Here is a 24,131-nt window from a genome sequence, read left to right on the forward strand (position 1 = left end):
TAGGAACCTATTATCATGAGCGACCGACGATTGGTATCGATGCGAGTATTCCCGAAATTTTTGTTATCCCTGAGATAGATGAAGAATGGGAAAAGTTCCAACGAGGCAATCGTGAGATGCTGACAGCAATCGAACAGCAGATGGACAAGCTGGAAGCCAAACGGATCACTGCGTTATCAGAAGTGAAGGAAATCCAAAATCAGATCGATAAACTAACGGAAGCCGAAAATGAATTGACGGAATCAAAGGGCTTTTTCAATCGGACAAAAATCGATGAAGAACTAGAGCGTTTGACTTCTGACCGGAAAGCTCTAGAAGCCAAACGTAGAGAATGGGAAAGATATTCAAATAATAATGAAGAGGTTTTTGCTGAAAAAGAACGCCTGCAGCAGCAATATCAAACATTGCGTTTAAAGAAAGCAATCGTAGAAAAAGAATTCCGACAAATTGATACTTTTTTTGGTTCTTTTGAAGAATTCAATACTAAATTATTGGCTTTCTTAGCTCAGTATACGGGAAAGGAGCTGATTGAAATTGACGAAAGAAACACAGAAAAATCCTCTTGAACCACAACTGATGGATCAGGAAGAGACTCTAGAAGTTCAACCAGAAGAAGTCAATGAGGTCGACGAAAATTCAGCAACCAATGCGTCTACCACAGTTGATGATCGCTCTTTAGTAGAAAACAATGTAGAGGATGATTCTTTCAAATTAGTGGAAGAGGAAGCGGAATATGAAGATGATTACTATGCTGTAAAAGCACAAGATCATCAGCGCATCGAGTCCCTTATTGAACAAGCCGAAAATGAGCTAGCTGATTTAAAATTGCGAAAATCAATCATGGAGGCTGATTTCTCCGGGTTGCTCAACCATTATCGTCATTTGATCTTAACAGAACAAGAAATCTCTGTCATTGCAAAAAAAACCTTGCTTGAGTACTATGCCTATGAATTCTTGAAACCATTAAAAGTGATTCATTTAACAGCTACCGACAATTACGATACCTGGAAGACAAAGCACTTCAATGTCCGCTTTCGTTTAACAGAAACAAAAGAACTAGAGTTTAGTTTTAAGTTAAATCCGGTCAATTCAAGTTACCAATCAAACTATTTGCCGTTGTTGACAATCAATTCAAATTCCCAGTCCGTGGTGGTCAACGATGAACAGATTTTACATCTGATCAGTCAATGGCATGCCGATAATATTTTCTCAGTCAATCAACTTTCACTGTTTAATTACGATGTAAATTTGATACTGGCTCATTTAAAAGAATTGGATTTTACTGTCTCGCCAAGTTTGATCGACAATACTCAAACCTTAGCTGTCGATATGGAAACAGATTTTCCTGTTGCAGCGGAAGTCCTTGACCAAATTTTCATCATCACGATGGAAAATCAGTCATATGATTTTATCACAGAAAACAAAGGCGAGATCCTTGTTCTGCTTGATAAAAATCAGCGTTTGACGATTCATTTGTACACAGAATCAACGTTACTCACGATTGACTCGGATCAATGGAAGCGATCTTTATTGGATTTCTTCACAAGTTATCCGTTTTTGGTTCCGCTTGTCGTTCAAGGTGAAGAATAAATGTTCTAAATTGGTTAAAAGTGCTAGAATGGTTTTTATAACTATTCAGCACTTTTTTTTGGAAGGAGCAGTATGATGATAAATAAAGCACTAGGTTTTTATGAAGGACGACCCTTAGATGATCCAGAAGTATTTATTGAAAAGGAATTTCCAATGCCAACTTGTCAGGCAAACGATCTATTGGTGGAAGTGCAAGCTGTTTCTGTGAATCCAATTGACACGAAACGCCGCCAAACAACCACTTTAAGTGAGAAATTCCATATCCAGGGATATGATGCAGTAGGTATAGTACAGGAAATTGGTTCAGCAGTTAATGGCTTTGCCGTTGGTGATCGGGTGTTTTATGCTGGAACCACACAACGATCTGGCGCGAATCAAAGGTTTCAAGTCGTTGATTTTCGAATCGCAGCAAAGGCGCCAGCCGGCTTTTCTGACGGTGATCTTGCAGCTATGCCATTAACGAGTATTACAGCGTGGGAATTGCTTTTTGAAAAATTGGGGTATGTGCCTGAAGAAAACGCGAATGAAGGATCAATTTTATTGGTCAATGCCAGCGGTGGTGTTGGCTCGATTGCGGCGCAACTAGCAAAATGGGCAGGATTGACAGTCTATGGCACTGCGAGTCCTAAGAACGATCAGTGGCTTAAAGACAATCAAGTGGATCAGGTACTTAATCACCGCTTGCCGTTAGCTGAACAAATCACTGAACCTTTTTCAGCCGTGGCACTTTTTTATGACGCCTCGGCCTATTTGCCACAATTAACGAAAGCAATCTTGCCATTTGGCAAAGTCGGAATGATCGTGAATACGAAAGAAGCGCTAGATTTAAATCCATTTAAAAACCTCGGCATCGATTTTTATTGGGAGTATATGTTCACAAAAACAGATGCTCAGTTGATGATTGAAACACAAGGGGGCATTTTGCAACGGATCGCCTCGTTGCTCGCTGACAAAAAGATCCATACGACTGCGGTCCAAACGTTTGATGGAGGAATTACCATCGAGACCTTAAAGCACGCTACAAAAGCGGTTGAGCAAGGAACAAAAGGAAAAACAGTGATCACGGGAGGCGTCCGCTAGATGGAAGAAGAGGAAGCGATGCTGTTTTGGGATGAATTCGCGCAAGAATATGCGCAAATTCAAAGAGAATCCCAATTGAAAATCGCCGAAGAGGCAGCAGCTTTTTTGGTGGAGCAGAAAGTGTTTCCGATATCGACCTTCGTTGACTTTGCTGCGGGCACTGGTCGCTACATTTCAGCTTTTTATCCTTATGTAGATGAGTATTACGCAATTGATTTTTCAAAAGAAATGTTAAAAATCATCGAAGAGACGATGGAAGATCCGATGAGCAAGCTCCATCTGGTTCAGCAGAGCCAAAAAGACTTTTTATCTGCAGACCAGCACTGGCCCTGTATTTTTATGGCAATGAATCCAGCAGTCAGAGACAAAGAAACCTTGCTTCAGTTTCAAAGAAAGGCCCATCAATTAATTATTCTAAGAATGATCGCAGAAGAAGAGAACGTGTTTCAGCCTTATGAAAAAAATCATTCAGCGAAGAACGATCTGAACCTAAATACTTGTTACAAGAAGTGGTTTACAGAAGAAGCGATCGATTGGCAGAGTCGGCAATTCGAGTATATTTTGAAGGAAGAGATCGATCAAGAATTATTTCATCTTTATTTTGAGGAGGAGTATTCATTGGAACACCGGCAAGAAATGGTTCAACATGTCTTTGGTGAGGCATTGACTGTCGAAAGCCAAACGAAAATCACCTTTGAGCTTCTCTTAGCCTAGGAGAAATCACACAATAGACATCAAAAAACGAGATTCTGACATAAGATCAAGAAACAGGTACAGCAAGTAGGGTTCTGTTGACTGCTGACTGGAAACATCTTATGCTGGTATCTCGTTTTACAGTGAATTTACTACAATAAAAGGTAGACGATACTGCCTAATAACAGTAAAAAAACGACGTTAACGATAAAAAATAGCTTTTGAAACATTCCCGCTTCTTTGGGTCTGGCTTGTTTCAGTAATTTGTACCCAATCAAATTCGCCAAAGAAGCAATCAATGTACCCAAACCACCCACATTGACGCCCAAAAGAACGGCTTTTTCTAAATCGGTGAAAGGAGCAATCAAAATCGCTGCAGGAACGTTAGATATTCCTTGGGAGAGTAAAATACTACCTAAAAAAGCGCGATGTGTTTCTTGAAAATATGGTCGAATGTGATCGGTGACCAGAGGTTGGTCTTGAATATTCCCAACGATCAAGAAGAAGCAGAGGAAGGTAAGTAGTAACCGATAATCAACTTTTGCGAATAATCGTTTGTTGCTAAACCAAACCACGGCTGCGACGACAAGCACGCCGATTGAAATAGGGAGAACACTAAAAATACCAAGAATCATAAGGACAAATAATCCTGCATTGAGCAGCGCTGGATTTTTTTCAAAGGGCTCTTCTTGCAGGGCGATTTCCAATGGAGTCTTTGGGATGAGCTGGATCGAAACAAGGAGTAATAGCAAAGAAAGTCCCACAAAGGTGCCGGTAGTCCACATGAATTGTGGCAGCGAAATCTGATAGTAAGAAAATAAAAATAGATTTTGCGGATTTCCAAATGGAAACAGGCTGCTTCCTAAATTGGCTGCCACGATCAAATAGACAGCGCCTAATAAGACACTGGTGCGCTGTTGTTCTTTCCTCGTTAAGAGTAAGTAGATGGGCAATAATGTTAAGATAGCCACGTCGTTTGTTAAAAACATCGAACTGAAGAAGCTTAGCAAGACGATTGAACGGATCAAGTCACGCAGATTGCGACTTTTTTCCACTAATTTTTGTCCAAATGCTCGTAAAAGACCAGCTTCTTCTAACCCATTGATTACTAACATCAACCCAAACAGTGATAAAATCACTTTAAAGTCAATAAATGACCAACGGAAGGTGCCGAAAAAACACGCAATGAGTGCTAGTAACAGGGAAATCGAAAATAATCGATCCGTTCGAAAAAATGCTAACATTCGTTTTCCCATAGTTCACCACCTTTCTTCTCAAGAATTTTACCATTCCCGCGCTTTAGGAACAATAAATAACGCTTTTTCCATATAACTCAAAGGCATTCAGGCAATTTTTATAGTTGACAAACGACCCATTAATTGGGAAATTAGTATGTGAAAGGTGAAGGAGGTTCAAAAATGAATGTTATGCAGCTGCTTGAAAAAAATCAGCAGGTTCATTTTCAAATTTTAGCTGTTTTTTTTCAGAACGGCTCAGAAATCTCTTACAAGAAACTTGCAAAAACATTATCCATTTCCGCACCCACTTTGCAAAAAGAACTTCAAAATCTTCATCAAAATTTAGTCGCTTTCCATGAGGATGCGGCATTGACTTATCTAGAAAATGATCAAGTACAGTTAACACTTCCGCTTGATTTCTCACTAAAAAAATTCTTTTATGCGTATCTTTCAGAAGCAATCGATTTTCAGATATTGTCGTATTTGTTTTTTCATCGAGATGAGTCAACGACGAAAATGATGTTAGAACTGATGTTGAGTGAAGCTTCATTGTTTCGTCGATTCAAAGCCATCAATCAGTTATTGAAAGAATTCGACATCCAATTAAAAAATAAAAAATTGCTTGGGGATGAAAAACAGATTCGCTTTTTCTATTATCAGTTTTTTTCACAAAGTTATCCCAATGAAGAATTGATCGCTCGCTTGAATGCACCAGCCATCAACAATTTGATTCGAGTAATCGAAAAACAGCTACAGACAACGTTTAGTCAATCCGAACGCTGGAAAGTCGGGCTGTGGTTAGGTATTATGGAAGCCCGTTTTGATTATCGTGGCTCGCAGCAGCATGAAGCATCGTATCCATTGTTGAAGTCATTGGAAAATGAAGCGATGTTCCAGCTTTTGCGGAATATATTAGGACGCTATCTCAGTCGTTTTGCCGTATCCTGGAGCGATTATGAAACGGTTTATTTCTATTTATTTTTATTAGCTGAAGGCTTGATTCGCCCTTCACTGGATGACTCCTTGCAAAAATCACTTTTCTTCCAAGAGATCGATGCGTTAAATGGGGAGCTGCTGCAGGCAATTGGTGATAGTGAGAGAAAGACTACAGAAACTTCTACGGAATTATGCGTCTTCTTGACGAGTGTGACGATCCAAGCGTTGTATATTCATGGCGGTATTATTGCCTTTGCTGAATTTCAGCCGCAAAGTGTTGCGAATGAGAGCTTGATTGAAGTGGCACAGCAAGCAATCGAACAGTTGGAGAAAAACGTAAACCAGTCCTTTTCTCTTGAGAAAAAGCAGCATTTGACCAATGAATTGCTTTTGATCCGTCAATGGATTCAAGTAAACCAGGAAAAAGCATTTACGGTCGGCATTTTGTTGACTCAATCACGATTACGCAGTGGCTTTTTGCGGCGTTTTTTGATCAAAGAATTGGCTGGCTATCCGAATATTCATTTTGAGGGGACGAAGGAGAAGGATTATGATTTATTGATCGTTGATCATTCTGAGATCTCGGAAGGCTATCGTTATAAAAAACGATTGATTTTAACAGGTGGGGCAACCCCATTTGAAGAAGAGCGGCTTCATCAAATCGTGGATGAAATACGCAATGAGAACCTTGAAAGCGAGTTGGAAAAGATATGAGAATAGTGATTATTGGAGGCTCTCATGCAGGAATTGCTGCTGCCCGTCATTTAAAAAAAGTTGACCCAAAAGTCGATGTGATAATTATTGAAAAATCAAGCGTTCTGGGTTATGTTGCTAGCAGTTTGAATTTAGTGCTGGAAGGCTACATTCAACGATTGGAAGATTCCCGAACGGCAACTGCGAGTAAGCTTCTTTCTGAAGGAATCAATGTGATGTTAAACAGTGAAGTCACAAAAATCTTTCCGCAAGAACAAACGGTTCATTTTGTCACATCAACGGAATCTTTTCAGCAAGAAGACGAAGTGAGTTATGATGGCTTGATTTTGGCGATGGGATCGAGTACTTTCCGTTCGGAGTTTGCCTCAGATGTCGAAGCACATATAACGACCTACAAAACCATTGGTCAATCAAAGCAAGCGTTAGAAAAAATCGAAAGTGCGCAAACCGTGGCGATCGTTGGGGCGGGTCTGATTGGGTTTGAATTGGCGGAATCTTTAAGTGGCCAGCAAAAAGCCGTTCATTTGATTGATCGAATGGATACCCTTTTGTTCCGTTATTTTGATCAAGAAATTGCTGAAATTTTGATGGCGCGCTTTCCAGAGAACTTACAAATCTATCTTAACAGCAATGTCGCCCATACGATCAAAGACGAGAAGGGTGAATATCAGGGAATCGAGCTTTCAAACGGAACCAAGATTCGAGCTGACGTGGTCGTTTATGCCGTAAATCCGCGACCGAATGTCGCATTGGTTGAAGACTTTTTAAAACTAAATCTCGATGGCACGGTATTTACAAATGAATATTTACAAACGTCTGACCCAGCGATTTATGCAATTGGTGACCTGGTTTCGATTCCTTTCAATCATTCGGATAGCTCTTTGTATATCCCTTTAGTGACTAATGCTTATCGGACGGGGATCGTTGCTGCCACCAATTTATTGGCAAATGAACGGGGAACGACGAAAATTCCTTTTCCAAAAATGCAACGGACCGTCGTTAGTAAACTGTTTGGCTATTTCGTCAGCAGTTCAGGTATTAATGAGACCGAGGCACCGTATTACGGCTTTGAAGTAGATTCAGTGACGCAGACATTTCATTCTCGGACATTTTTCGCGACAGATGAGGATTTTGAAGTAACGTTAAAACTGATTTTTGATCAGCAAACGAAAGTGATTATGGGGGGACAAATCATTACGAGTGATCGTGGAAGTTTGGAGATCATCAATACGATCTCAACCTTGATCAATAGCAAGACGACCTTGCACCAACTAGCGACAATGGATTACTTTTTCAATCCAACCATTTCTTTCCCTTTGCACTTTTTGAATCAATTAGCCCTTGATGGCTTGTTAAAGTAAAATAATAACTCTTGATAAACCTGCGATGATCGTAGGTTTATTTTTTTTAATTACAGATAATCGGGAAAGACTATCGATTACAATCAGTGACTGGTATCGCGTATTGAAAATAGGTAGGCTTTTGTCGGAGATTGAATTCAACTGGTATCATGATTTTATGGAAGAAGAAACTCAAAACGAAAACTATAAAACTCGTTCCACGACTAAACTGTTTTTACTCACAAATTCTTATCGATAGACGAATGGTGTTTAGGTGGAGGAGACGGCGCGTCATTTGCTTTTATCTGAAAATTTACATCACCATTGCATCAGTAAGTGCTGGCTTTACAAGGGTTTCAATAGATAAAAATAATTGCAAATCTAAGTGATCTGTTATTGAATGATCCTCATAAAATGAATATAGTATGAGCGAGCATTTTATAATTAAAGCAATAAAATAGACAATATTGAGATAAAAATAAGTTTTCTCGCAAGGATATAAGAGAAAAACATCACATAATCCTTTTCTTTACACACTCATTTTTTCGAAATTGCGATAGGAAAGGGATTTTTTTAAAAAAATTCTTGTGATTTTAAGTGAAATACGTTACCCTATTAAAGAGAGTGAGAATCATTCTCAATAAGGAGGGCGGGGCATGTTTAAAAAAATCGGATTACTGCTGATCTTTGTTCTTCTAGTGGGTTGCTCCTTGTTGGCAGGCACCCATGAATTGTCTTTATCAGGTTTACAGCAGGGTGATCCGAATCATTGGCTTGTTTTGGTAAAAGTTAGGCTTCCACGGACGATCAGTTTGATCATTGCAGGTGGGATCATTAGTATCTGTGGAAAAATTATGCAACACATGATGCAAAATAAATTTGTGGCCTCGGAGTCGATTGGACTGACGGATAGCGCCCGTTTAGGAATTTTGCTGGTTATGCTCTTTCTACCAAATGCCTCAAATTTGATTCGCACTACAGCAGCATTTGTGTTTGCCTACGCAGGTGTGTTGTTCTTTTTATTTTTAAGCCAATTTCTACCAAAGAAAGATCCAATGATGCTGCCTTTAACAGGGGTGATGTTCGGTAATATCATCGGCGCTATCAGTAGCTTCTTAGCCTATCGCTTCCAATTGGTTCAAAACGTTTCTTCTTGGCTGCAAGGAAATTTTGCCACCATTATGGTTGGACAGTATGAACTTTTGTATTTGACGATTCCCGTTTTCGGTCTATTGTATTTCTTGGCTTATGAGATCACGATCGCCGGTTTAGGAGAAAGTGCGGCTAAGAGTCTGGGAATCAATTACTTGTTCTTGCGTTTTGCTGTATTTGCGCTGGTGGCGTTTGCTAGCAGTATCGTTTTATTGACTGTGGGGCAAATTCCTTTTTTAGGGATCGTTATCCCAAATATGATCGGCATGGTTTTTGGGGATCATTTGAAAAACAATCTGCTTTTGATCAGCTTTGCCGGAAGCGCGTTCTTGCTATTGTGTGATGTATTGGCGAGAATCGTCATCGCACCTTATGAAATGCCAGTCAGTGTTGTTGCCGGCGTACTGGGTGGCTGCTGTTTCTTGATTTTGCTTCTGGGGAGGAAATTTCGATGAAGAAAAAACTCTTTCTTTTGTTGTTTCTGATCCTTTGTGCATGTGGTGCCTATCTGACCTATAACACCTATGGAAACTGGTCATTTGCTTTTGCATTAAGGGGACGCCGAATCTTGGCTTTTGCCTTAGTTGCAATCGCCATCTCCTTTAGTACCATCACCTTACAGACATTGACAAGCAATCGCTATCTGACCCCTGGAATTTTAGGCTTGGACCAACTGTATGTTCTTGTTCAAACCCTTTGTTTCTTTTTTATCGGCGGAATTCAGATGCTGAGCCAAGAAACAGCAACGATGTTTTTGTTTTCTGTCGGCTTAACTGCCGTTCTAGGTAGCTTCTTAATTGGCTTTTTCTATCAAAAAGCAGTCGCTGGGTTGTTTTTGTTATTGATGGCAGGGATGGTCTGTGGCACGATGTTCGCTAGTCTCAGCACCTTTCTGCAAGTGTTGATGGATCCAAATGAATATGATTTACTACAAGGTCGTTTGTTTGCCAGCTTTGGCAATATCAATACCCAGCATCTACTGATTGCTGCCGCGATCATTTTGCTAGGGAGTATCTGTCTGGTTCTGCTGATTCCAGAATTGAATTTGCTCCATTTAGGAAGTGGGCAAGCCAAAAGTTTAGGTGTATCTGTTCAATGGCTTCATAAAGGTGTCTTATTTTTGATTGCTTTACTGACAGGCACCGCCACTGCTTTAGTTGGTCCAGCAGTTTTTCTAGGCTTTGTGGTGGCAACGATCACCTATCAGCTTTTCCCAACTTATCGTCACGGCTGGTTGTTTTTCGGTGGGAGTTTGATTGGTTTTCTCCTGTTGGTAGGAGGTCAATTCCTAGTGGAACAGGTCTTTCAATGGCAAACGACCATCGGCACCGTGATCCAATTATTAGGCGGTATCTTCTTTATAAGCAAATTGCTGCTGGAAAGGAAAAAATCATGATCGAAACCAAAAATGTATCCAAGAATTATGCAAAAACACAAGTTTTGACGGAATGTTCCATAGCGTTGCCGGAACAGAAAATGATTGCCTTCATCGGGCCCAATGGTGCCGGAAAAAGTACCTTGCTTTCTTTAGTCAGTCGGATGTTGGATCAACGCACCGGTGATATTTATCTGGATGGAACGGAGATTCGTCAATGGAAGTCCAAAGAGCTAGCAAAAAAAATGGCTTTTTTGCAGCAAAGCAATCGCTATGCCGTCAATCTGACTGTAAGAGAACTGGTGGCATTTGGTCGCTATCCGTATAACCGGGGGCGACAATCGGCAGCAGATGATGGGATCATTGATGACGCTTTGTCTAAGTTATCTCTAACCGAATATAGTGATCAATCGATTCATGAACTTTCTGGTGGTCAGTTACAACGAGTTTACTTGGCGATGATTTTAGCCCAAGATACAGATTATCTACTCTTGGACGAACCGTTAAACAATTTAGATTTAAAACACGCCAACCAGCTGATGAAGCTATTGACAACCTTGGTGGAAGACTATCAGAAAACTGTTGTGATCGTTTTGCACGACATTAATTTTGCAGCACGGTATGCCGATCACATCGTCGCGATGAAAGATGGTCAGATTTTTAAAGCGGCTGACACAGAGGCAGTGATTCAAGAACAACTATTAGAATCATTGTATGAGATTCCAATCAAACTGGTACAAGTGGATGGGCGGCAATTTTGCTACACCTTCCAATAAAAAATATGTTTCAAAGGAGGAAAAAATGAAAAAAATAGCAGTAAGTTTTATGAGTATTTTCGTATTAGCGGGGTTGACCGCTTGCGGCTCGAATAATACAGGGACAACAGATTCAACGGGTACAGCTCAAACCCAAGTAGAAGAAAGTACACAAACGCCGACAGAAGTCGAGATTACGGACAGCAATGGGACTGTCACTGTTCCTTATGCGCCGGAAAAAGTTGTTGTCTTTGACAACAGTGCATTAGATACGATGGATGCACTTGGCCTTGGGGATCGAATCGTTGCTGCCGCAACCAGCAATTTGCCAGATTATTTATCAGCGTATGCGGATGTTGAATCAGCAGGGGGAATCAAAGAGCCTGATTTAGAAAAAATCAATCAACTGCAGCCAGACCTAATCATTATTTCTGGTCGACAACGTGATTTCCAAGAGGAATTGTCTGCAATCGCGCCAACCGTTTTCTTAAGCGTTGACAATAGTGATACTTGGGCATCGATCGAAGCCAACATTACGACCATTGGTCAAATTTTTGGTAAGGAAGAGGAAGCGCAAGAACAACTAGCATCGTTACAAGGTCAGATTGATACCTTGAAGGAGCAATCGCAAAATGCTGACGAGAAAGCCTTGGTTGTTATGGTAAATGAAGGCAATCTTTCTGCTTTTGGTCCAGGTTCTCGTTACAGTATCTTGTATGACACGTTTGGTTTCCCAGCAGTAGATGAGGAATTAGAGGCGTCGACACATGGACAAAGTATTTCTTATGAGTACTTGCTTGAAAAAAATCCTGATGTCATTTTCGTGATCGATCGGACAAAAGCGATCGGTGGCAATGAAAGCGAAAGTGAATTTGTTGCAAATGAAATTGTTCAAGAAACAAATGCAGGGCAAAACGATCAAGTGATTGAATTGGATGCTGCGGTTTGGTATTTAGCTGGTTCCGGATTGGAGTCGATCCAATTGATGATGGATGATGTCAAGCCAGCCGTTGAATAAATAGGTGAAAAAAATTAAGTAATAAGGGACACGCTTATCAGTTTACTGAGAAAGCGTGTCTTTTTATTCAAACTGTTTCTAGGACCTGCGACTGATTTTTGACAAGTTATCCAGCTTTACTTTACCTGTCGTAGTAATTGATTTATAATTAGTACGACAGATGAAGTAATTTAGGAGGCGATTGCGTGATCTCGAGTGACGGAATTCGCGGCTATAACGACGCAATCATTTTATCCATTCTTTCGAAAGAAGACTCTTATGGATATGAAATATCCAAGCGTATTCGTGAAGGAACAGATGCTTTATATGTGATCAAAGAAACGACGTTGTATTCCGCCTTTACTCGGTTAGAAAAACAAGGATTGATCCGTTCGTATCCCGGAGAAGTGACACATGGCAAAAAGCGGACCTATTACCAGATAACTGCAGACGGAAAAGCAAGCCTTTCGGAGAAACTATTGGAGTGGCAGCAGACGAAGATCGTCGTTGACCAGTTCTTACAAGGAGGAGACAAATGAAAACCATTCATGACTATCTAGACAGCTTATTTTTATCAGTACCCATCACACCGGAAACGAAGAAGGCAAAAGAAGATCTTTTAGCGATTATGGAAGACCATTACTTGGAACTGATTCACCAAGGGAAAAGTGAGCATGAAGCCATCGGTGCGGTGATCAGCGAGTTTGGTTCGGTGGATGAACTGCTGCAAGAGTTAGATGTTTCAAAAGAAGAAGAGCCGATTGATGATTGGTCCGATGCCATCACAGAAGACGATGCGTTTGATTATTGGGGAACTGTGCGGCACTTTGCTTTTTCGTTGTCGATAGGAATCGGCTTTTGTATCGCCTCCCTAGCAGCCCTAATGCTCTTTGTTAGTGTTTATGCTGAGACCTTTGGAATAATGGTGATGTTTCTTTTCATCGCCATCGGGGTTGGTTTTATCATCTCTAGCAGTTTGCACTTTTCCGGTGCTCGTAAGCAGTTAGATGATCGACCAATCAAAAGGGATGCCAAACGAGAAGCCGCTCAGCAACTAGCAAATTATGAAAAAAGTTTTCGTATTGGTCTTGTTTTAGGAATTGGTGCCTGTATTTTATCAATTGCGCCTGTACTTTTAAGTGAATTGTTTTATTATTCTGTTGAGTTTGGTATTTCCTTGTTTTTCTTGACAGTTGCAGTGGGTGTGTTCTTTATTATTTATGTAAGTATTATTCGTACAGGCTTTGCGAAGCTGGCAACTGAGACGTATTTTATTCGTGACGAAGAGAATCTTGGTGATCGAGCAACACGTCATAAATATGGCGAATCCGCTGGTAGAGTTACCTTTTTTCGAACAGTCTACTGGCCAGTGATTTTGGTCGTTTATATGCTTTGGTCCTTCATGTTTCATGCATGGGCATACTCTTGGGTCATTTTTGTGATTGGTGGTGTCTTAGAGGACTACTTTATCGGTCAGACAAAAGCCAAAAAATAAGAGATGTTTCAACCGAGAGTGGTTTCTTTACTTTTAAAAAAAGGAAGACTATAATACGGCTTGTAACTGAACCAAGCAAAAAGAACAGCGAGAAATAAGATCCTCTCAATGCTTTTTTAAAAGTTCAGAATACAAGAAAAGAGGCAATGGATATGTTAGAAATTCATTATCTGAAAAATGGCAGCAAAGAAGTAACAACAGTTGAATCCCCGGAGCGCTTTCTTGCGAGCCAATACTTGGAAGTCCCACCTTTTCAAGACCATTACCCAGTCGAAGAAGTTTTTCTAGACGGCAAGCGGATCACGTTGAGGGAGCGAACGATCGGTGGATTGTTCAACTATTTCAATACTAAATAAAAAAATTGTCTTTTTCTATGACTCACCTTACTTTGCGAGGAATCATAGGAAGAGGCAATCTTTTTTTGTTTAATTGAGAATAGGAGATGTAATTGAGAATATAACAGGTAGGAACTTTGCTTAGAAATGATTAGCCAAACTTATTACTATACTCCATTTGCTTTCGATAAAAAATAAATATGCTCATTTCTGAGGATGATAACATTTTTTTTGACTATTTCTGAATAAACTATTGCATTTTGTAGTTAGATATACTAATAATTAATAGAGATTATTCTCAAATAATTATTCTAATTGGAGGAAATGATATGTCATTAATTGGAAAAGAGATTGGTTCATTCGAAGCGAAAGCTTACCACAATGGAAAATTTATCGATGTTTCATCAGAAGATTTTAAAGGAAAATGGAACGTTGTTTGTTTTTATCCTGCAGATTTCTCATTTGTTTGTCCGACAGAACTTGAGGATTTGCAAGACCAATATGCATCATTAAAAGAATTAGGCGCAGAAGTTTATTCTGTATCAACTGATACCCACTACACACATAAAGCGTGGCATGACCACTCTGATGCAATCAATAAAATCGAATATATCATGATTGCTGATCCTTCTCATGTGATCTCAGAAATCTTTGATGTATTAGACGAAGCATCAGGTTTGTCTCAACGTGGTACATTTATCATCGATCCGGATGGTGTGGTACAAACGGTTGAAATCAATGCGGATGGTATCGGTCGTGATGCTAGTGGTTTGATCGATAAAATCCGTGCCGCACAATATGTCCGTACCCATCCAGGTGAAGTATGTCCTGCAAAATGGAAAGAAGGCGAAGAAACTTTAACGCCAAGCTTAGACCTTGTAGGCAAGATTTAGGAGGCTCTCATGGCATTAGATAAGGCAATCAAAGACCAACTGACGCAATATCTAGCGATGCTAGAATCAGAGGTTGTTTTTGCGGCGACTTTAGGTGAGGATGATTCTTCAACGAAAGTACGTGAATTCTTAGAAGAAATCGCAGAAATGTCGTCAAAAATCACGATTCAAGCTGTAGCAAGTGAACGGACACCAAGCTTTTCGATCAATCGTCCCGGTGAAGAAAGCGGCATCGCTTTTGCTGGTTTACCGTTAGGACATGAGTTCACTTCATTTATTTTAGCGTTGCTTCAAGTAAGCGGTCGTCCGCCGAAAATTGACGAAGCACTACAAAAGCGTATCAAAGCGATCGATAAGCCATTACATTTTGAAACCTATGTCAGTTTGACCTGCCATAACTGTCCTGATGTTGTTCAAGCGTTAAATATCATGGCAGTGCTAAATCCTTCCATCAGCCACACCATGATCGAAGGTGGGATGTTCAAAGAAGAAATTGACAAGAAAAAAATTATGGCTGTGCCAACCGTCTTTTTAGACGGTGAAGAATTTGCAAGCGGCCGACAAACGATCGAACAGTTGTTGGAAAAAGCAGCTGGTCCGACGAGTAAAGATGACTTTGCTGAAAAAGAGCTTTTCGATGTATTAGTTGTCGGTGGCGGACCTGCAGGCGGAAGCGCAGCGATTTATGCAGCGCGTAAAGGCATCAATACTGGGATGGTTGTCGAAACAATGGGTGGACAAGTAATGGAAACCCTGGGGATCGAAAATATGATCGGTACCCCTTATACCGAAGGTCCAAAATTAATGCGTCAGGTAGAAGAGCACATCAACGAATACAATGTAGACGTGATGAAAGGTCAGCGTGCGAAAGATATTCGCCGCAATGACGTCATCGAAGTTGAATTAGAAAATGGTGCAGTATTAAAAACCAAAACGGCCATTTTAGCAACTGGCGCTCGCTGGCGCAACATCAATGTTCCGGGAGAAAAAGAATTCAAAAATAAAGGTGTTGCCTATTGTCCGCATTGTGACGGTCCGTTATTTGCTGGGAAAGAAGTTGCCGTCATTGGTGGCGGAAACTCTGGGATCGAAGCAGCAATCGATTTAGCTGGCATGGCGAAACATGTCTATGTTCTTGAATTTTTACCAGAACTAAAAGCGGACCTTGTGCTACAAAACCGTTTGAACACGTTAGATAATGTGACTGTTATTACGAATGCGGCAACGAAGGAAATTGTTGGATCCGATCATGTCGAACAATTGACCTACGTTGATCGTGAAACGAATGGTGAATTCACTTTAGCTGTGGAGGGTGTCTTCATTTTGATTGGCTTGATGCCGAATACTGAATGGTTAAAAGATCGTGTCGTCTTAAATGAACGCAATGAGATCGTGGTGGACAAACATGGCGCAACCAACATTGAAGGGGTCTTTGCAGCGGGAGATTGTACCGATAGTGTATACAAACAGATCATCACTTCAATGGGTTCAGGTGCCACTGCTGCATTAGGTGCGTTTGATTACCTGATTCGCTCGTAAGTAGGTAAGTAGCTTATTATTTGATCTAGATCAGAAACGTCTCAGGAGCTTCTAGCAGCTTCTGAGACGTTTTTTCTTTGAGGGGAAGGAGATTTGAAGGAAGTTGACAGAAGGACAGTTTCTATATTACAATGAAAAAAACTCGTTCAAAAAAGAAAGAGGTATATTAATGAGTGTCGTAGGTATCTAATCAGCTAATTAAGACAAATAAGCAAAAACAGACTGTTTATTTGTTGTGCCTGTAGATACCGATAAAAATCGTTATTGATGAATCAGGTGATGGGAGACTATCGCTTTTTTTGTACACTTTTTTGGACGGGGATGTTACCGGGATCCTCAGGCACAAGAAAGGATCACTCATGAAGATACCTCAAGCAACTGAATTTGAACAAATTAAAGAACAAGTAAGTAAAAAAATAATCAGCGATTATGGTAAAGCACGTTTTGCCAATGAAAAACCAGCAGCTACGATCCATTCCGCCCAAAAACGAGTGTCTGAGACAACTGAAGCGATGGCGCTATTAGACGCCGGACGTCAAGTCCCTTTCATGGGGCTGCAGCATGTCTTACATCATACGGAGAAGATTGAAAAAGGCTTTGTATTGGAGCCACAGGAATTGATTGAATACGGAGACTTTTTACGGTCTTTTCGAATCATCCGTCAATTGTTTGAAAAAAATCAATCAATTGCCCCAAGATTGCATCACTATGCTCAGGGGTTGGCCGACTTTTCTGAAATCGCCGAAATGATTTTCCAAAAAATTCGCAATGGTCAGGTAGATAGTAACGCCAGCCGAGAATTACGGAAAATTCGTGGCACAATCGAGAAATATGAGGCCGATTTAAAAAAAGTTTTTGCAAAGTTTTTTAAAGAAAGTCGCTATCTGCAAGAAAACCGTGTGATCAAAAAGAACGACCGTTATACGCTGCCGGTACGTGCCGAATTTCAACAGCAAATTAAAGGGACGATCATCGAACGTTCTAATAAACGCGCGACTGTTTTTATTGAACCAGAGGCAGCTGCCCGTCTGAATGATCGATTGATTTTGGCACAGGCGGAAGAAACGGCCGCCCAATACCAAGTTTTATCAGAATTGACCGGGGCAATCGCCGAACAAATGAATGCAGTATTTGCCTGTCTTGATATTTTAGTGGTACTAGATATTATTTTTGCTCGCGGAAAGTATTGTCGGGAAATCAATGGTCAACCGATAGCAATCACTGAAGAAGAAGTTTTGCTTCTTGATCAAGTCCGGCATCCTTTACTGGGCACTGATGCTGTTCCTCTATCTTTAAAACTAGGAGAAGAGAACCGATGTATGGTCATCACAGGGCCGAATGCTGGTGGTAAGACGGTTGTCTTAAAAACCGTCGGACTCGTTTGTGCGATGGCACATTACGGCTTGTTTCCAGCGCATAATGGCAACAGCAGCGTGCCGTTTTTAAAAAGTCTTTGGATGGATATCGGGGATCAGCAAAGTCTAGAAAATTCTTTAAGTACCTTTTCTGGACACATGTCGAATATTGCACAGATCATGACGAATGCCAGCCGGAACAGTATCGTTTTGTTAGATGAAATTGGCAGCGGGACTGAACCAAATGAAGGAGCAGCTTTAGCGATCGCCATTATGGAATCGATCTATCGATCGGGGGCGTTAATGATCGCCACGACTCATTATGGTGAAATCAAGCAGTTTGCTCTTGATCACCAAGATTTTGAAACAGCGGCGATGGCTTTTGATGCCAAGACCCTGACGCCGAAATACCGCTTGTTGACCAATGTGGTCGGTGAAAGTAATGCGTTTTGGATCGCCGAAAAAATGGCGATTCCTGCTGAGGTCGTGCAAACGGCAAAGGACTATTTAAAGAATAAATCTTATTCTTTTGAGAAGCAGCCTTTTGAGACGTCCAGAAAACGAACCGATCCTCAGGAAACAAAGTCTGAGCACATTTTTCAAAAGGGAGACCAGGTCTTTTCAGCAGAGCATGAAAAACGGGGAGTCTTTTATGAATACTTGGAACAGGGACAAGCGAAGATTTATATTGAGAAACAATGTTTCGTTGTTGCTGCTCGGCGATTGCAACTGCTCACCAAACGAGAAGCACTCTATCCAGCCGGCTATGATCTAGATCAATTATTTTCCGATTTTGCCCAACGTAAATTTACCCGAGATATTGAACGTGGGTCTAAAAAAGCGCAAAAGCAGTTACGAAAAGCAGCGCAAGAGCGTCAGGCCAAACGATCATTGGATTGATCGGCACAGATATATTTAGAGCGGGAGTATAAAATCAAGAAAGCAGCTCTTTTTCGAGTTTTAGAAAAAGAGCTGTCTTTTTTTGAAAATGACCGTTTTTTAATAACGTGTATGATCGAAGGGAATCCAGTGATGGTCGAATGATTTCCATTGATTTTTCTTTAAATATCGGAAATTACTCGAAATATCTAAATTCTTTAAGAAAAGTTAAAGAAAAATAAAAATAACAAAGAATGGGTTGTATCTTTATACGAGGAAGGGTACCATTCATAGTGGATTGAAAATAACATATAACCTTGTTAGGTGAGGCTCCTATACAAACATAAGCTATTGCGCAGAAACGTCGAAAGACGCCAATGTGTAAAACAGGAATTGTCGGATTAAGGCTTTTCATAAAATAGCTAAGAAAGGGAACAACTTTCTTTACGTTGTATAGTGCTAAAACTCGGACGATGAGATTGCTAGCAAAGTCTGACGTCCTAAGAGAAGTGAGACTTTTTTGCTTTTCTCTTTGATGGATGACTAAGCTCAAAGGGCATAATAACTGGTACCGTCTGAACACCTACTCCAAGGCAAGAGGAGTGGAAGCAATGATAGAAAAAAAGAAGATCGATTGGCTGCTGATCATAGCTTATTTGCTATTGAGCCTTATCGGTCTTTTAATGATTTATAGTGCAAGTTCTTATCGTTTATTAACGAGAGATCAGCCGCCAGCAAGCTTATTTATGCGTCAGCTTGTCTTTCTGTTACTCAGCTGGGTGCTCCTTTTCATTATTCAGCGAACACGGCGTGAGATTCTGCTCAGTAAATATTTAGCGATCGGTCTGTTGGCATTTGGCGTCTTTACTTTACTATTGGCACGTTTGCCGTTTTTCGGTGTTTCTGTCAATGGAGCGCAACGATGGGTCTCGATTGTAGGGATACAATTTCAGCCCTCAGAGATCGTGAATGTGGGCATGGTCTTATACCTTGCTCATTACTTTCAATCAGCAAAAACTACCTTGCAGGAAATGAAACGTCCGCTTTTCGTTTTATTTTTGTGCTGTGTGTTGATCCTCATTCAACCAAAAGTAGCCGGCGTGATGATTTTACTTTTCTTGGCTTTTATCATGATTACCACGGTTCAGGTACCCGTTAAACTCACGGCTCTTTTGTTTGGCGGGTTATTAATCAGTCTGTTCTTGGTTGCTATGTTGATCCTCTTTTTAGGAAACAATGATTTATTGCCCCACATGTTTATGCATGTGTATAACCGAATTCGATTAGTGGGAGATCCATTTTCCGACCCATATAATCAAGGATTCCAAATGATCCATTCCTACTATGCTTTGTTCAATGGTGGTCTTACGGGCCTTGGTTTAGGAAATAGCATCACCAAGAAAGGCTTTTTACCAGTAGCAGAGACTGATTTTATTTTCTCCGTTTTAGTAGAGGAATTAGGGTTGATTTTCGGCATTTTTGTCATCGCTTTATTATTCGTAATCATTTTACGTCTGTTTATACGATCAGCGGCAATCGCAAATCCTCAGATTGGCTTAATATTATTGGGAACCAGCACGTTGCTGTTATTACAAACAAGTATCAATATTGCCAGTATTTTAGGGTTGATGCCGATGACGGGGGTACCTTTGCCATTCATTAGTTATGGTGGCTCCAGTTACTTTATTCTTTCATTTGCCTTCAGTTTATGCCTGAAACTAGAACGAGAGGAGGGTATACTTAATGAAGTTCCTCAAACGACATGAAGCAAACTATGCTTTATTGCTGCCGATTTTCCTGCTGTTTTTGTTAAGTATCTGGGTACAACATCAGGCTTCTGTGATGGATGGCAATGATCCTTCAGGGATTGTTTTTCGGCAGATCCTCTTTTGTATCCTTTCGGCGATTGCTCTTTTTGTAACGAGTTTGATTCCTACGAATTTACTCCTCCGCTTTTCTGGTCTTTTGTACTTACTATCACTTGGTTTGATGGCCTCTCTTCATTGGTTTTACGATCAAACGATGTTTGAACAAACGCACACCAAACGGTGGATCAGATTTGGTGCGTTTACGATTCAGCCTTCTGAGTTTATGAAAGTGGCCTTTATGCTCTTTATGGTCTATCTCACTTTAGTCTATGAGAAACGTAAAGCAGAACGAACAATCAAATCCGATTTGATCTATGTTACTAAGATCCTGCTATACAGCTTACCCACATTTTTATTGATGTTTATGCAGCGGGACTTTGGAACGAGTTTGGTGTTTATCGTGATGTTAGGTGCCTTATTCATCATTTCCGGTGTTCATTGGAAAATACTGACCGTCGTGATCGGTTTGATTGCCGCTCTTGGTGCTATTTTGTTGCTACTCGTATTCACGGAATGGGGCAATCGTGTGTTGTTTCGCCTTCACTTTTCACAATATCAATTGGATCGGGTGAGAGCCTGGGCAGATCCACTCGCGTACCAAGATTCCATCGCTTTCCAACAAGTCCGCAGTATGTGGGCGATTGGTTCTGGCGGCTTATTGGGGGCACCTGATACCCATACAACGGTGTATGTGCCGGTTCGGGAGTCAGATATGATCTTTACAGTCATTGGAGAAACGTATGGCTTTTTAGGAAGTACTTTAGTCATCTTCCTTTATTTCTATCTGATCTATCAAATCATTTTTGCTGCTTTAAAAACAAATAACAAAGCATCGGTCTATATTGCGATTACCTATGTGTTTGGTTTGGTTTTTCAAATTTTTGAAAACATCGGAGCGGCGATCGGTTTGCTGCCTTTAACCGGCATCCCCTTACCATTCTTAAGTCAAGGAGGAACCTCTCTGATTGCGATCAGCATTGCTATGGGAATTATCTTTGGGTTAGACAAATTTCCGATAAAAGCCAAAAATAGGTCGTATACATTAAAAGAAAGTAGGGGCTTAACATGAGTAAAACAGCAAAAAAAGGAGTGATAGGCGGAATACTCTGCAGCTGTTTTGCATGGCTGTTTTTCCTCGTTGCATTAGAACCACGCTGGTTCCAAAGCATCGACAACCTTTTTTCCCAGTTGCCTCAATGGCGGACACCTGCTGTGGAATCGCTTTTTCTCCCACTTGCCAGTACGGCCACGATCATTCCCATAGCTTTCGTTCATTTCCTGTTAGCAAGTTTTTTATTTATCCGCAAGCAGCGGTTAGAAAGTCTTTGGTTGATGGGGAATATGATTGTGATCAGTGGTGTTGGTCAAGTGATCAAGAAAGCAGTTGATCGACCGAGACCGGATTTTGCTGACAGTATGGAACGGGCATCAGCAAGTTTTCCGAGTGGACATACATTATTAGCGACCACGTTGATTATTTCTCTCCTCTTTTTCTTGGGGCAAACAGTTCCTGCCAAAAGAGGCAAGCGTCACTTTATCCAAAACATGGCCCTATTTCTAGGATTGATCTATTTGTTGCTAATTATGATGAGTCGGTTGCTATTTGGGGTTCACTATCCCAGCGACTTGCTAGCAAGTATTTTATTGGCAAGTGGGATCAGTTATATCACCTATGCTTTCGTCTTTTCAATCAAAAAATATGTACTTAGGGGGAGATAAATTGAGTACAGCAAAAAAACTAATAATCATTTTCCTGATATTGCTGACCGGAATTATCTCAGCAGGAACTGTCTATGCGGTTAGGGTGTATTTTCAAGTAGAGGATGTTGCCCACTCGATCCATCGTCCAATCGAAGGACGAGAAGAGGCGGAAGTCATCGAAAATGCCGAGCCTCTAAGCCTTCTTTTGTTAGGGATCGCCAATGACTCTCGTCGCAAAACCGATTTTCGCGCCAACACCATTATGGTAGCAACGTTGAACCCTGCCACAAGAAAAACCACCCTCACGAGTATTCCTAGAGATGCTTATGTGGAAATCGTGGGACAAGGGTACCATGATAAAATCAATCATGCCCATTCTTTTGGTGGGGCAAAGATGATGATTGAAACCGTCGAACAATATCTTGATATACCGATCCATCATTATTTCTCCTTAAACATGGATGGGATGGCAGATCTTGTTGATGCAATTGGTGGCATCACGGTTGAAAATGAATTTGCTTTTACTGCTGAGAAAATCGATTACCCAGAGGGGATCCTCGATTTAGATGGCTGGGAGGCGCTTCAGTATACTCGTATGCGAAAGGATGATCCAGAAGGTGACTATGGCCGTCAGCGCCGTCAGAGAGAAGTGACTGAGATTCTGGCAAAAGAGTTAGTTTCACTTTCCAGCGTGATGCGGATTCAGGATCTGCTAACGATCATTGGAGAAAATGGCGAAACCGATCTAACTTTTTCGCAAATGAGTCAATTATTTATCCAATATCAATCAGCATTAGGGACTGTCGAGTCTTACCAAATGGCTGGCAGTGGGTTCACCGGCGATGGCTTCAGAGGAGAATATGGAATTTCCTATCAAGAAGTAACGCCTGAAGAGCAACAGACGACGAGCCAACGTTTAAAAAATGAGTTGTTGATTGATTAACGTCCTGGCTTAGAAACAGAACCAGTTCAATTTTGTTCTTCAAGTATTTCGTAATTAGAGTTGACAGCCGCTTTTCCTCAGGATACTCTTTAGTCAAGCAATGCATTACGGCTTAATAACAAGAGTTTGTTTGGAAAAGAGCTGTCAACTCTATTTCTATTGTTCCACCCTATCGCTAAGTTATTACAAGGAGGAAAAGTATGAAGATCGTCTTTAAAGACCAATTACCATCTGATTCAAATCAAGTACTCGCTTTGTATGAGGGAGTTGGCTGGAGCGCCTATACTAAAGATCCCGAGCGTCTTTTAAAAGCGTTAGCCCACTCAGAGGTGATCACGGCCTATGTTGAAGAGCAGCTAGTGGGGCTTATCCGTTGCATAACCGATGGACAAACCATTCTTTATATTCAAGATCTATTAGTAGCATCTGAGTTTCAAGGTCAAAAAATTGGTCAGCGATTACTCAAAAAAATGCTGGCGAATCATCCATCAATACGGCAAAAGGTTTTGATTACGGACAACACAGAAAAAACGCGTCATTTTTATGAGGCGTGTGGCTTTTCCTCTTTGGAAGAGCAGCAAATTGCCGCATTTATCTATTCAGCAAAAAGCGAATAAGGAATAAGAAAATCGATGTGTCACTGAGAATATTTTTTTAGTTGCGTTGGGTTTTAAGAAGGAGTGGAGAAAAATGAAGATGCGCTTTGCGTTACTTTTTTTGTGTCTCTTTATTGGTGTTGGCGCTTGTGGAGGAAGTCTATTGGCGTTTAAAAGCATTGAGCCGTTAAGCAAAGGGGAGACATTTGCTGGTTTGGAAGCGGCCATGCTGCAAGGAACACCCTTCACGACCTTCTTAATTCCCGGCTTGTTTTTGTTCGCTATCTTAGGTTTGGGTAATCTGATTGTTGTTTTCCTCTTGCGGCTTAACAAAGGGTACCACGGGGTAATGCTTTTAGGCATGAGTTTAGTTGTCTGGATCATCGTGCAGGTCATCTTATTACAAGAATGGAATGTCTTGCATGTGATTTTCTTTTTGCTAGGGTTGCTCCAGTTTGCTTCAGCAGTCTACTTTGTCAGACGGTTGCATATTCCGTTGCCGTTTTCAGCTCATCAAAATTGATTAGATTCGAGATATAGAGATGAAAAAAATTAAATTAATTGAAAGTTTGCTATGAAAAACATGGATTTTTGAAAAATTCTTCTTGAAATCATCCTTCGTTTTTAAAATTATGCTAAACTGAAAGAAGTTGAATT

General features: G+C 40.7%; 23 protein-coding genes and 1 riboswitch (1 of these 24 running past the window's edge). Of the genes, 22 read left to right on the forward strand and 1 reads right to left on the reverse strand.

Translation table 11 applies throughout. The annotated features are described in order from the left end of the window. The 4 genes from IGK63_RS07170 to IGK63_RS07185 all read left to right on the forward strand — a co-directional run. Positions 1 to 566, forward strand: the 3' portion of a protein-coding gene (locus tag IGK63_RS07170) for a hypothetical protein (RefSeq protein WP_005236214.1). It extends 349 nt beyond the left edge of the window; the window shows 566 of its 915 coding nt (coding positions 350-915); the start codon falls outside the window, past its left edge; its stop codon occupies positions 564 to 566. Beyond that, complete coding sequence (locus IGK63_RS07175; protein WP_185932227.1) at positions 535 to 1,590, forward strand: hypothetical protein; 1,056 nt, start codon at positions 535 to 537, stop codon at positions 1,588 to 1,590. Before IGK63_RS07170 ends, IGK63_RS07175 begins: the two co-directional genes overlap by 32 nt. Positions 1,591 to 1,662: 72 nt before the next feature. Continuing rightward, a complete protein-coding gene (locus tag IGK63_RS07180) occupies positions 1,663 to 2,670 on the forward strand; it encodes a zinc-binding alcohol dehydrogenase family protein (RefSeq protein ID WP_016612090.1) in 1,008 nt (335 codons plus the stop codon). After that, entirely contained in the window at positions 2,671 to 3,384 is a 714-nt protein-coding gene (locus IGK63_RS07185) for a class I SAM-dependent methyltransferase (protein WP_429972467.1), read from the forward strand. Between the two features lie 131 nt (positions 3,385 to 3,515). On the opposite strand, the gene IGK63_RS07190 is transcribed toward IGK63_RS07185, so the two are convergent. After that, a complete protein-coding gene (locus IGK63_RS07190; RefSeq protein WP_016612092.1) occupies positions 3,516 to 4,619 on the reverse strand; it encodes an SLC13 family permease in 1,104 nt (367 codons plus the stop codon). A gap of 162 nt (positions 4,620 to 4,781) precedes the next feature. On the opposite strand from IGK63_RS07190, the gene IGK63_RS07195 reads away from it, so the two are divergent. From IGK63_RS07195 to IGK63_RS07280, 18 genes are all read left to right on the forward strand, one after another. Further along, positions 4,782 to 6,251, forward strand: a complete 1,470-nt coding sequence (locus IGK63_RS07195; protein WP_034871985.1) for a helix-turn-helix domain-containing protein — start codon at positions 4,782 to 4,784, stop codon at positions 6,249 to 6,251. Continuing rightward, positions 6,248 to 7,612 carry an FAD-dependent oxidoreductase gene (locus IGK63_RS07200; RefSeq protein WP_016612094.1) on the forward strand — a complete coding sequence of 455 codons (1,365 nt, stop codon included), beginning with the start codon at positions 6,248 to 6,250 and terminating at the stop codon, positions 7,610 to 7,612. The genes IGK63_RS07195 and IGK63_RS07200 overlap by 4 nt, the downstream gene beginning before the upstream one ends. Positions 7,613 to 8,247: 635 nt before the next feature. Then, positions 8,248 to 9,198: an ABC transporter permease gene (locus IGK63_RS07205; protein ID WP_008381981.1), complete on the forward strand. Its 951-nt coding sequence runs from the start codon at positions 8,248 to 8,250 to the stop codon at positions 9,196 to 9,198. Further along, complete coding sequence (locus tag IGK63_RS07210) at positions 9,195 to 10,139, forward strand: iron chelate uptake ABC transporter family permease subunit (protein WP_016612095.1); 945 nt, start codon at positions 9,195 to 9,197, stop codon at positions 10,137 to 10,139. The genes IGK63_RS07205 and IGK63_RS07210 overlap by 4 nt, the downstream gene beginning before the upstream one ends. Then, entirely contained in the window at positions 10,136 to 10,894 is a 759-nt protein-coding gene (locus IGK63_RS07215; protein ID WP_008381979.1) for an ABC transporter ATP-binding protein, read from the forward strand. Before IGK63_RS07210 ends, IGK63_RS07215 begins: the two co-directional genes overlap by 4 nt. A 25-nt stretch (positions 10,895 to 10,919) precedes the next feature. Next, entirely contained in the window at positions 10,920 to 11,891 is a 972-nt protein-coding gene (locus IGK63_RS07220) for a siderophore ABC transporter substrate-binding protein (protein WP_034871987.1), read from the forward strand. Between the two features lie 185 nt (positions 11,892 to 12,076). Beyond that, positions 12,077 to 12,409 carry a PadR family transcriptional regulator gene (locus IGK63_RS07225; RefSeq protein ID WP_016612097.1) on the forward strand — a complete coding sequence of 111 codons (333 nt, stop codon included), beginning with the start codon at positions 12,077 to 12,079 and terminating at the stop codon, positions 12,407 to 12,409. Then, on the forward strand, positions 12,406 to 13,365 hold the full coding sequence (locus IGK63_RS07230) for a permease prefix domain 1-containing protein (RefSeq protein ID WP_008381974.1): 960 nt from the start codon (positions 12,406 to 12,408) through the stop codon (positions 13,363 to 13,365). Before IGK63_RS07225 ends, IGK63_RS07230 begins: the two co-directional genes overlap by 4 nt. A gap of 152 nt (positions 13,366 to 13,517) precedes the next feature. Next, positions 13,518 to 13,721: a hypothetical protein gene (locus tag IGK63_RS07235; protein WP_034871989.1), complete on the forward strand. Its 204-nt coding sequence runs from the start codon at positions 13,518 to 13,520 to the stop codon at positions 13,719 to 13,721. 308 nt (positions 13,722 to 14,029) lie between these two features. Next, positions 14,030 to 14,593 carry an alkyl hydroperoxide reductase subunit C gene (gene ahpC / locus IGK63_RS07240; protein ID WP_005226227.1) on the forward strand — a complete coding sequence of 188 codons (564 nt, stop codon included), beginning with the start codon at positions 14,030 to 14,032 and terminating at the stop codon, positions 14,591 to 14,593. A gap of 9 nt (positions 14,594 to 14,602) precedes the next feature. Beyond that, positions 14,603 to 16,132, forward strand: a complete 1,530-nt coding sequence (gene ahpF, locus IGK63_RS07245) for an alkyl hydroperoxide reductase subunit F (RefSeq protein ID WP_008381970.1) — start codon at positions 14,603 to 14,605, stop codon at positions 16,130 to 16,132. Between the two features lie 359 nt (positions 16,133 to 16,491). After that, entirely contained in the window at positions 16,492 to 18,387 is a 1,896-nt protein-coding gene (locus IGK63_RS07250; RefSeq protein ID WP_429972468.1) for an endonuclease MutS2, read from the forward strand. Between the two features lie 288 nt (positions 18,388 to 18,675). Next, positions 18,676 to 18,851, forward strand: a riboswitch (M-box (ykoK) riboswitch). Positions 18,852 to 18,977: 126 nt separating this feature from the next. Continuing rightward, positions 18,978 to 20,132 carry an FtsW/RodA/SpoVE family cell cycle protein gene (locus IGK63_RS07255; RefSeq protein ID WP_008381965.1) on the forward strand — a complete coding sequence of 385 codons (1,155 nt, stop codon included), beginning with the start codon at positions 18,978 to 18,980 and terminating at the stop codon, positions 20,130 to 20,132. After that, positions 20,110 to 21,303 (forward strand): FtsW/RodA/SpoVE family cell cycle protein, encoded by a 1,194-nt coding sequence (locus IGK63_RS07260; protein ID WP_008381962.1) that lies wholly within the window; start codon positions 20,110 to 20,112, stop codon positions 21,301 to 21,303. The genes IGK63_RS07255 and IGK63_RS07260 overlap by 23 nt, the downstream gene beginning before the upstream one ends. Next, positions 21,300 to 21,953: a phosphatase PAP2 family protein gene (locus tag IGK63_RS07265; protein WP_016612101.1), complete on the forward strand. Its 654-nt coding sequence runs from the start codon at positions 21,300 to 21,302 to the stop codon at positions 21,951 to 21,953. Before IGK63_RS07260 ends, IGK63_RS07265 begins: the two co-directional genes overlap by 4 nt. 1 nt (position 21,954) lies before the next feature. Beyond that, a complete protein-coding gene (locus IGK63_RS07270) occupies positions 21,955 to 22,878 on the forward strand; it encodes an LCP family protein (protein WP_008381960.1) in 924 nt (307 codons plus the stop codon). A 200-nt stretch (positions 22,879 to 23,078) separates the two neighbouring features. Beyond that, positions 23,079 to 23,495: a GNAT family N-acetyltransferase gene (locus IGK63_RS07275; protein WP_016612103.1), complete on the forward strand. Its 417-nt coding sequence runs from the start codon at positions 23,079 to 23,081 to the stop codon at positions 23,493 to 23,495. A 73-nt stretch (positions 23,496 to 23,568) separates the two neighbouring features. Then, positions 23,569 to 23,997 (forward strand): hypothetical protein, encoded by a 429-nt coding sequence (locus tag IGK63_RS07280; protein ID WP_008381958.1) that lies wholly within the window; start codon positions 23,569 to 23,571, stop codon positions 23,995 to 23,997. Positions 23,998 to 24,131: the final 134 nt, after the last annotated feature.

Source organism: Enterococcus sp. AZ040 (assembly GCF_050499185.1).
Taxonomy (GTDB): domain Bacteria; phylum Bacillota; class Bacilli; order Lactobacillales; family Enterococcaceae; genus Enterococcus_D; species Enterococcus_D entomosocium.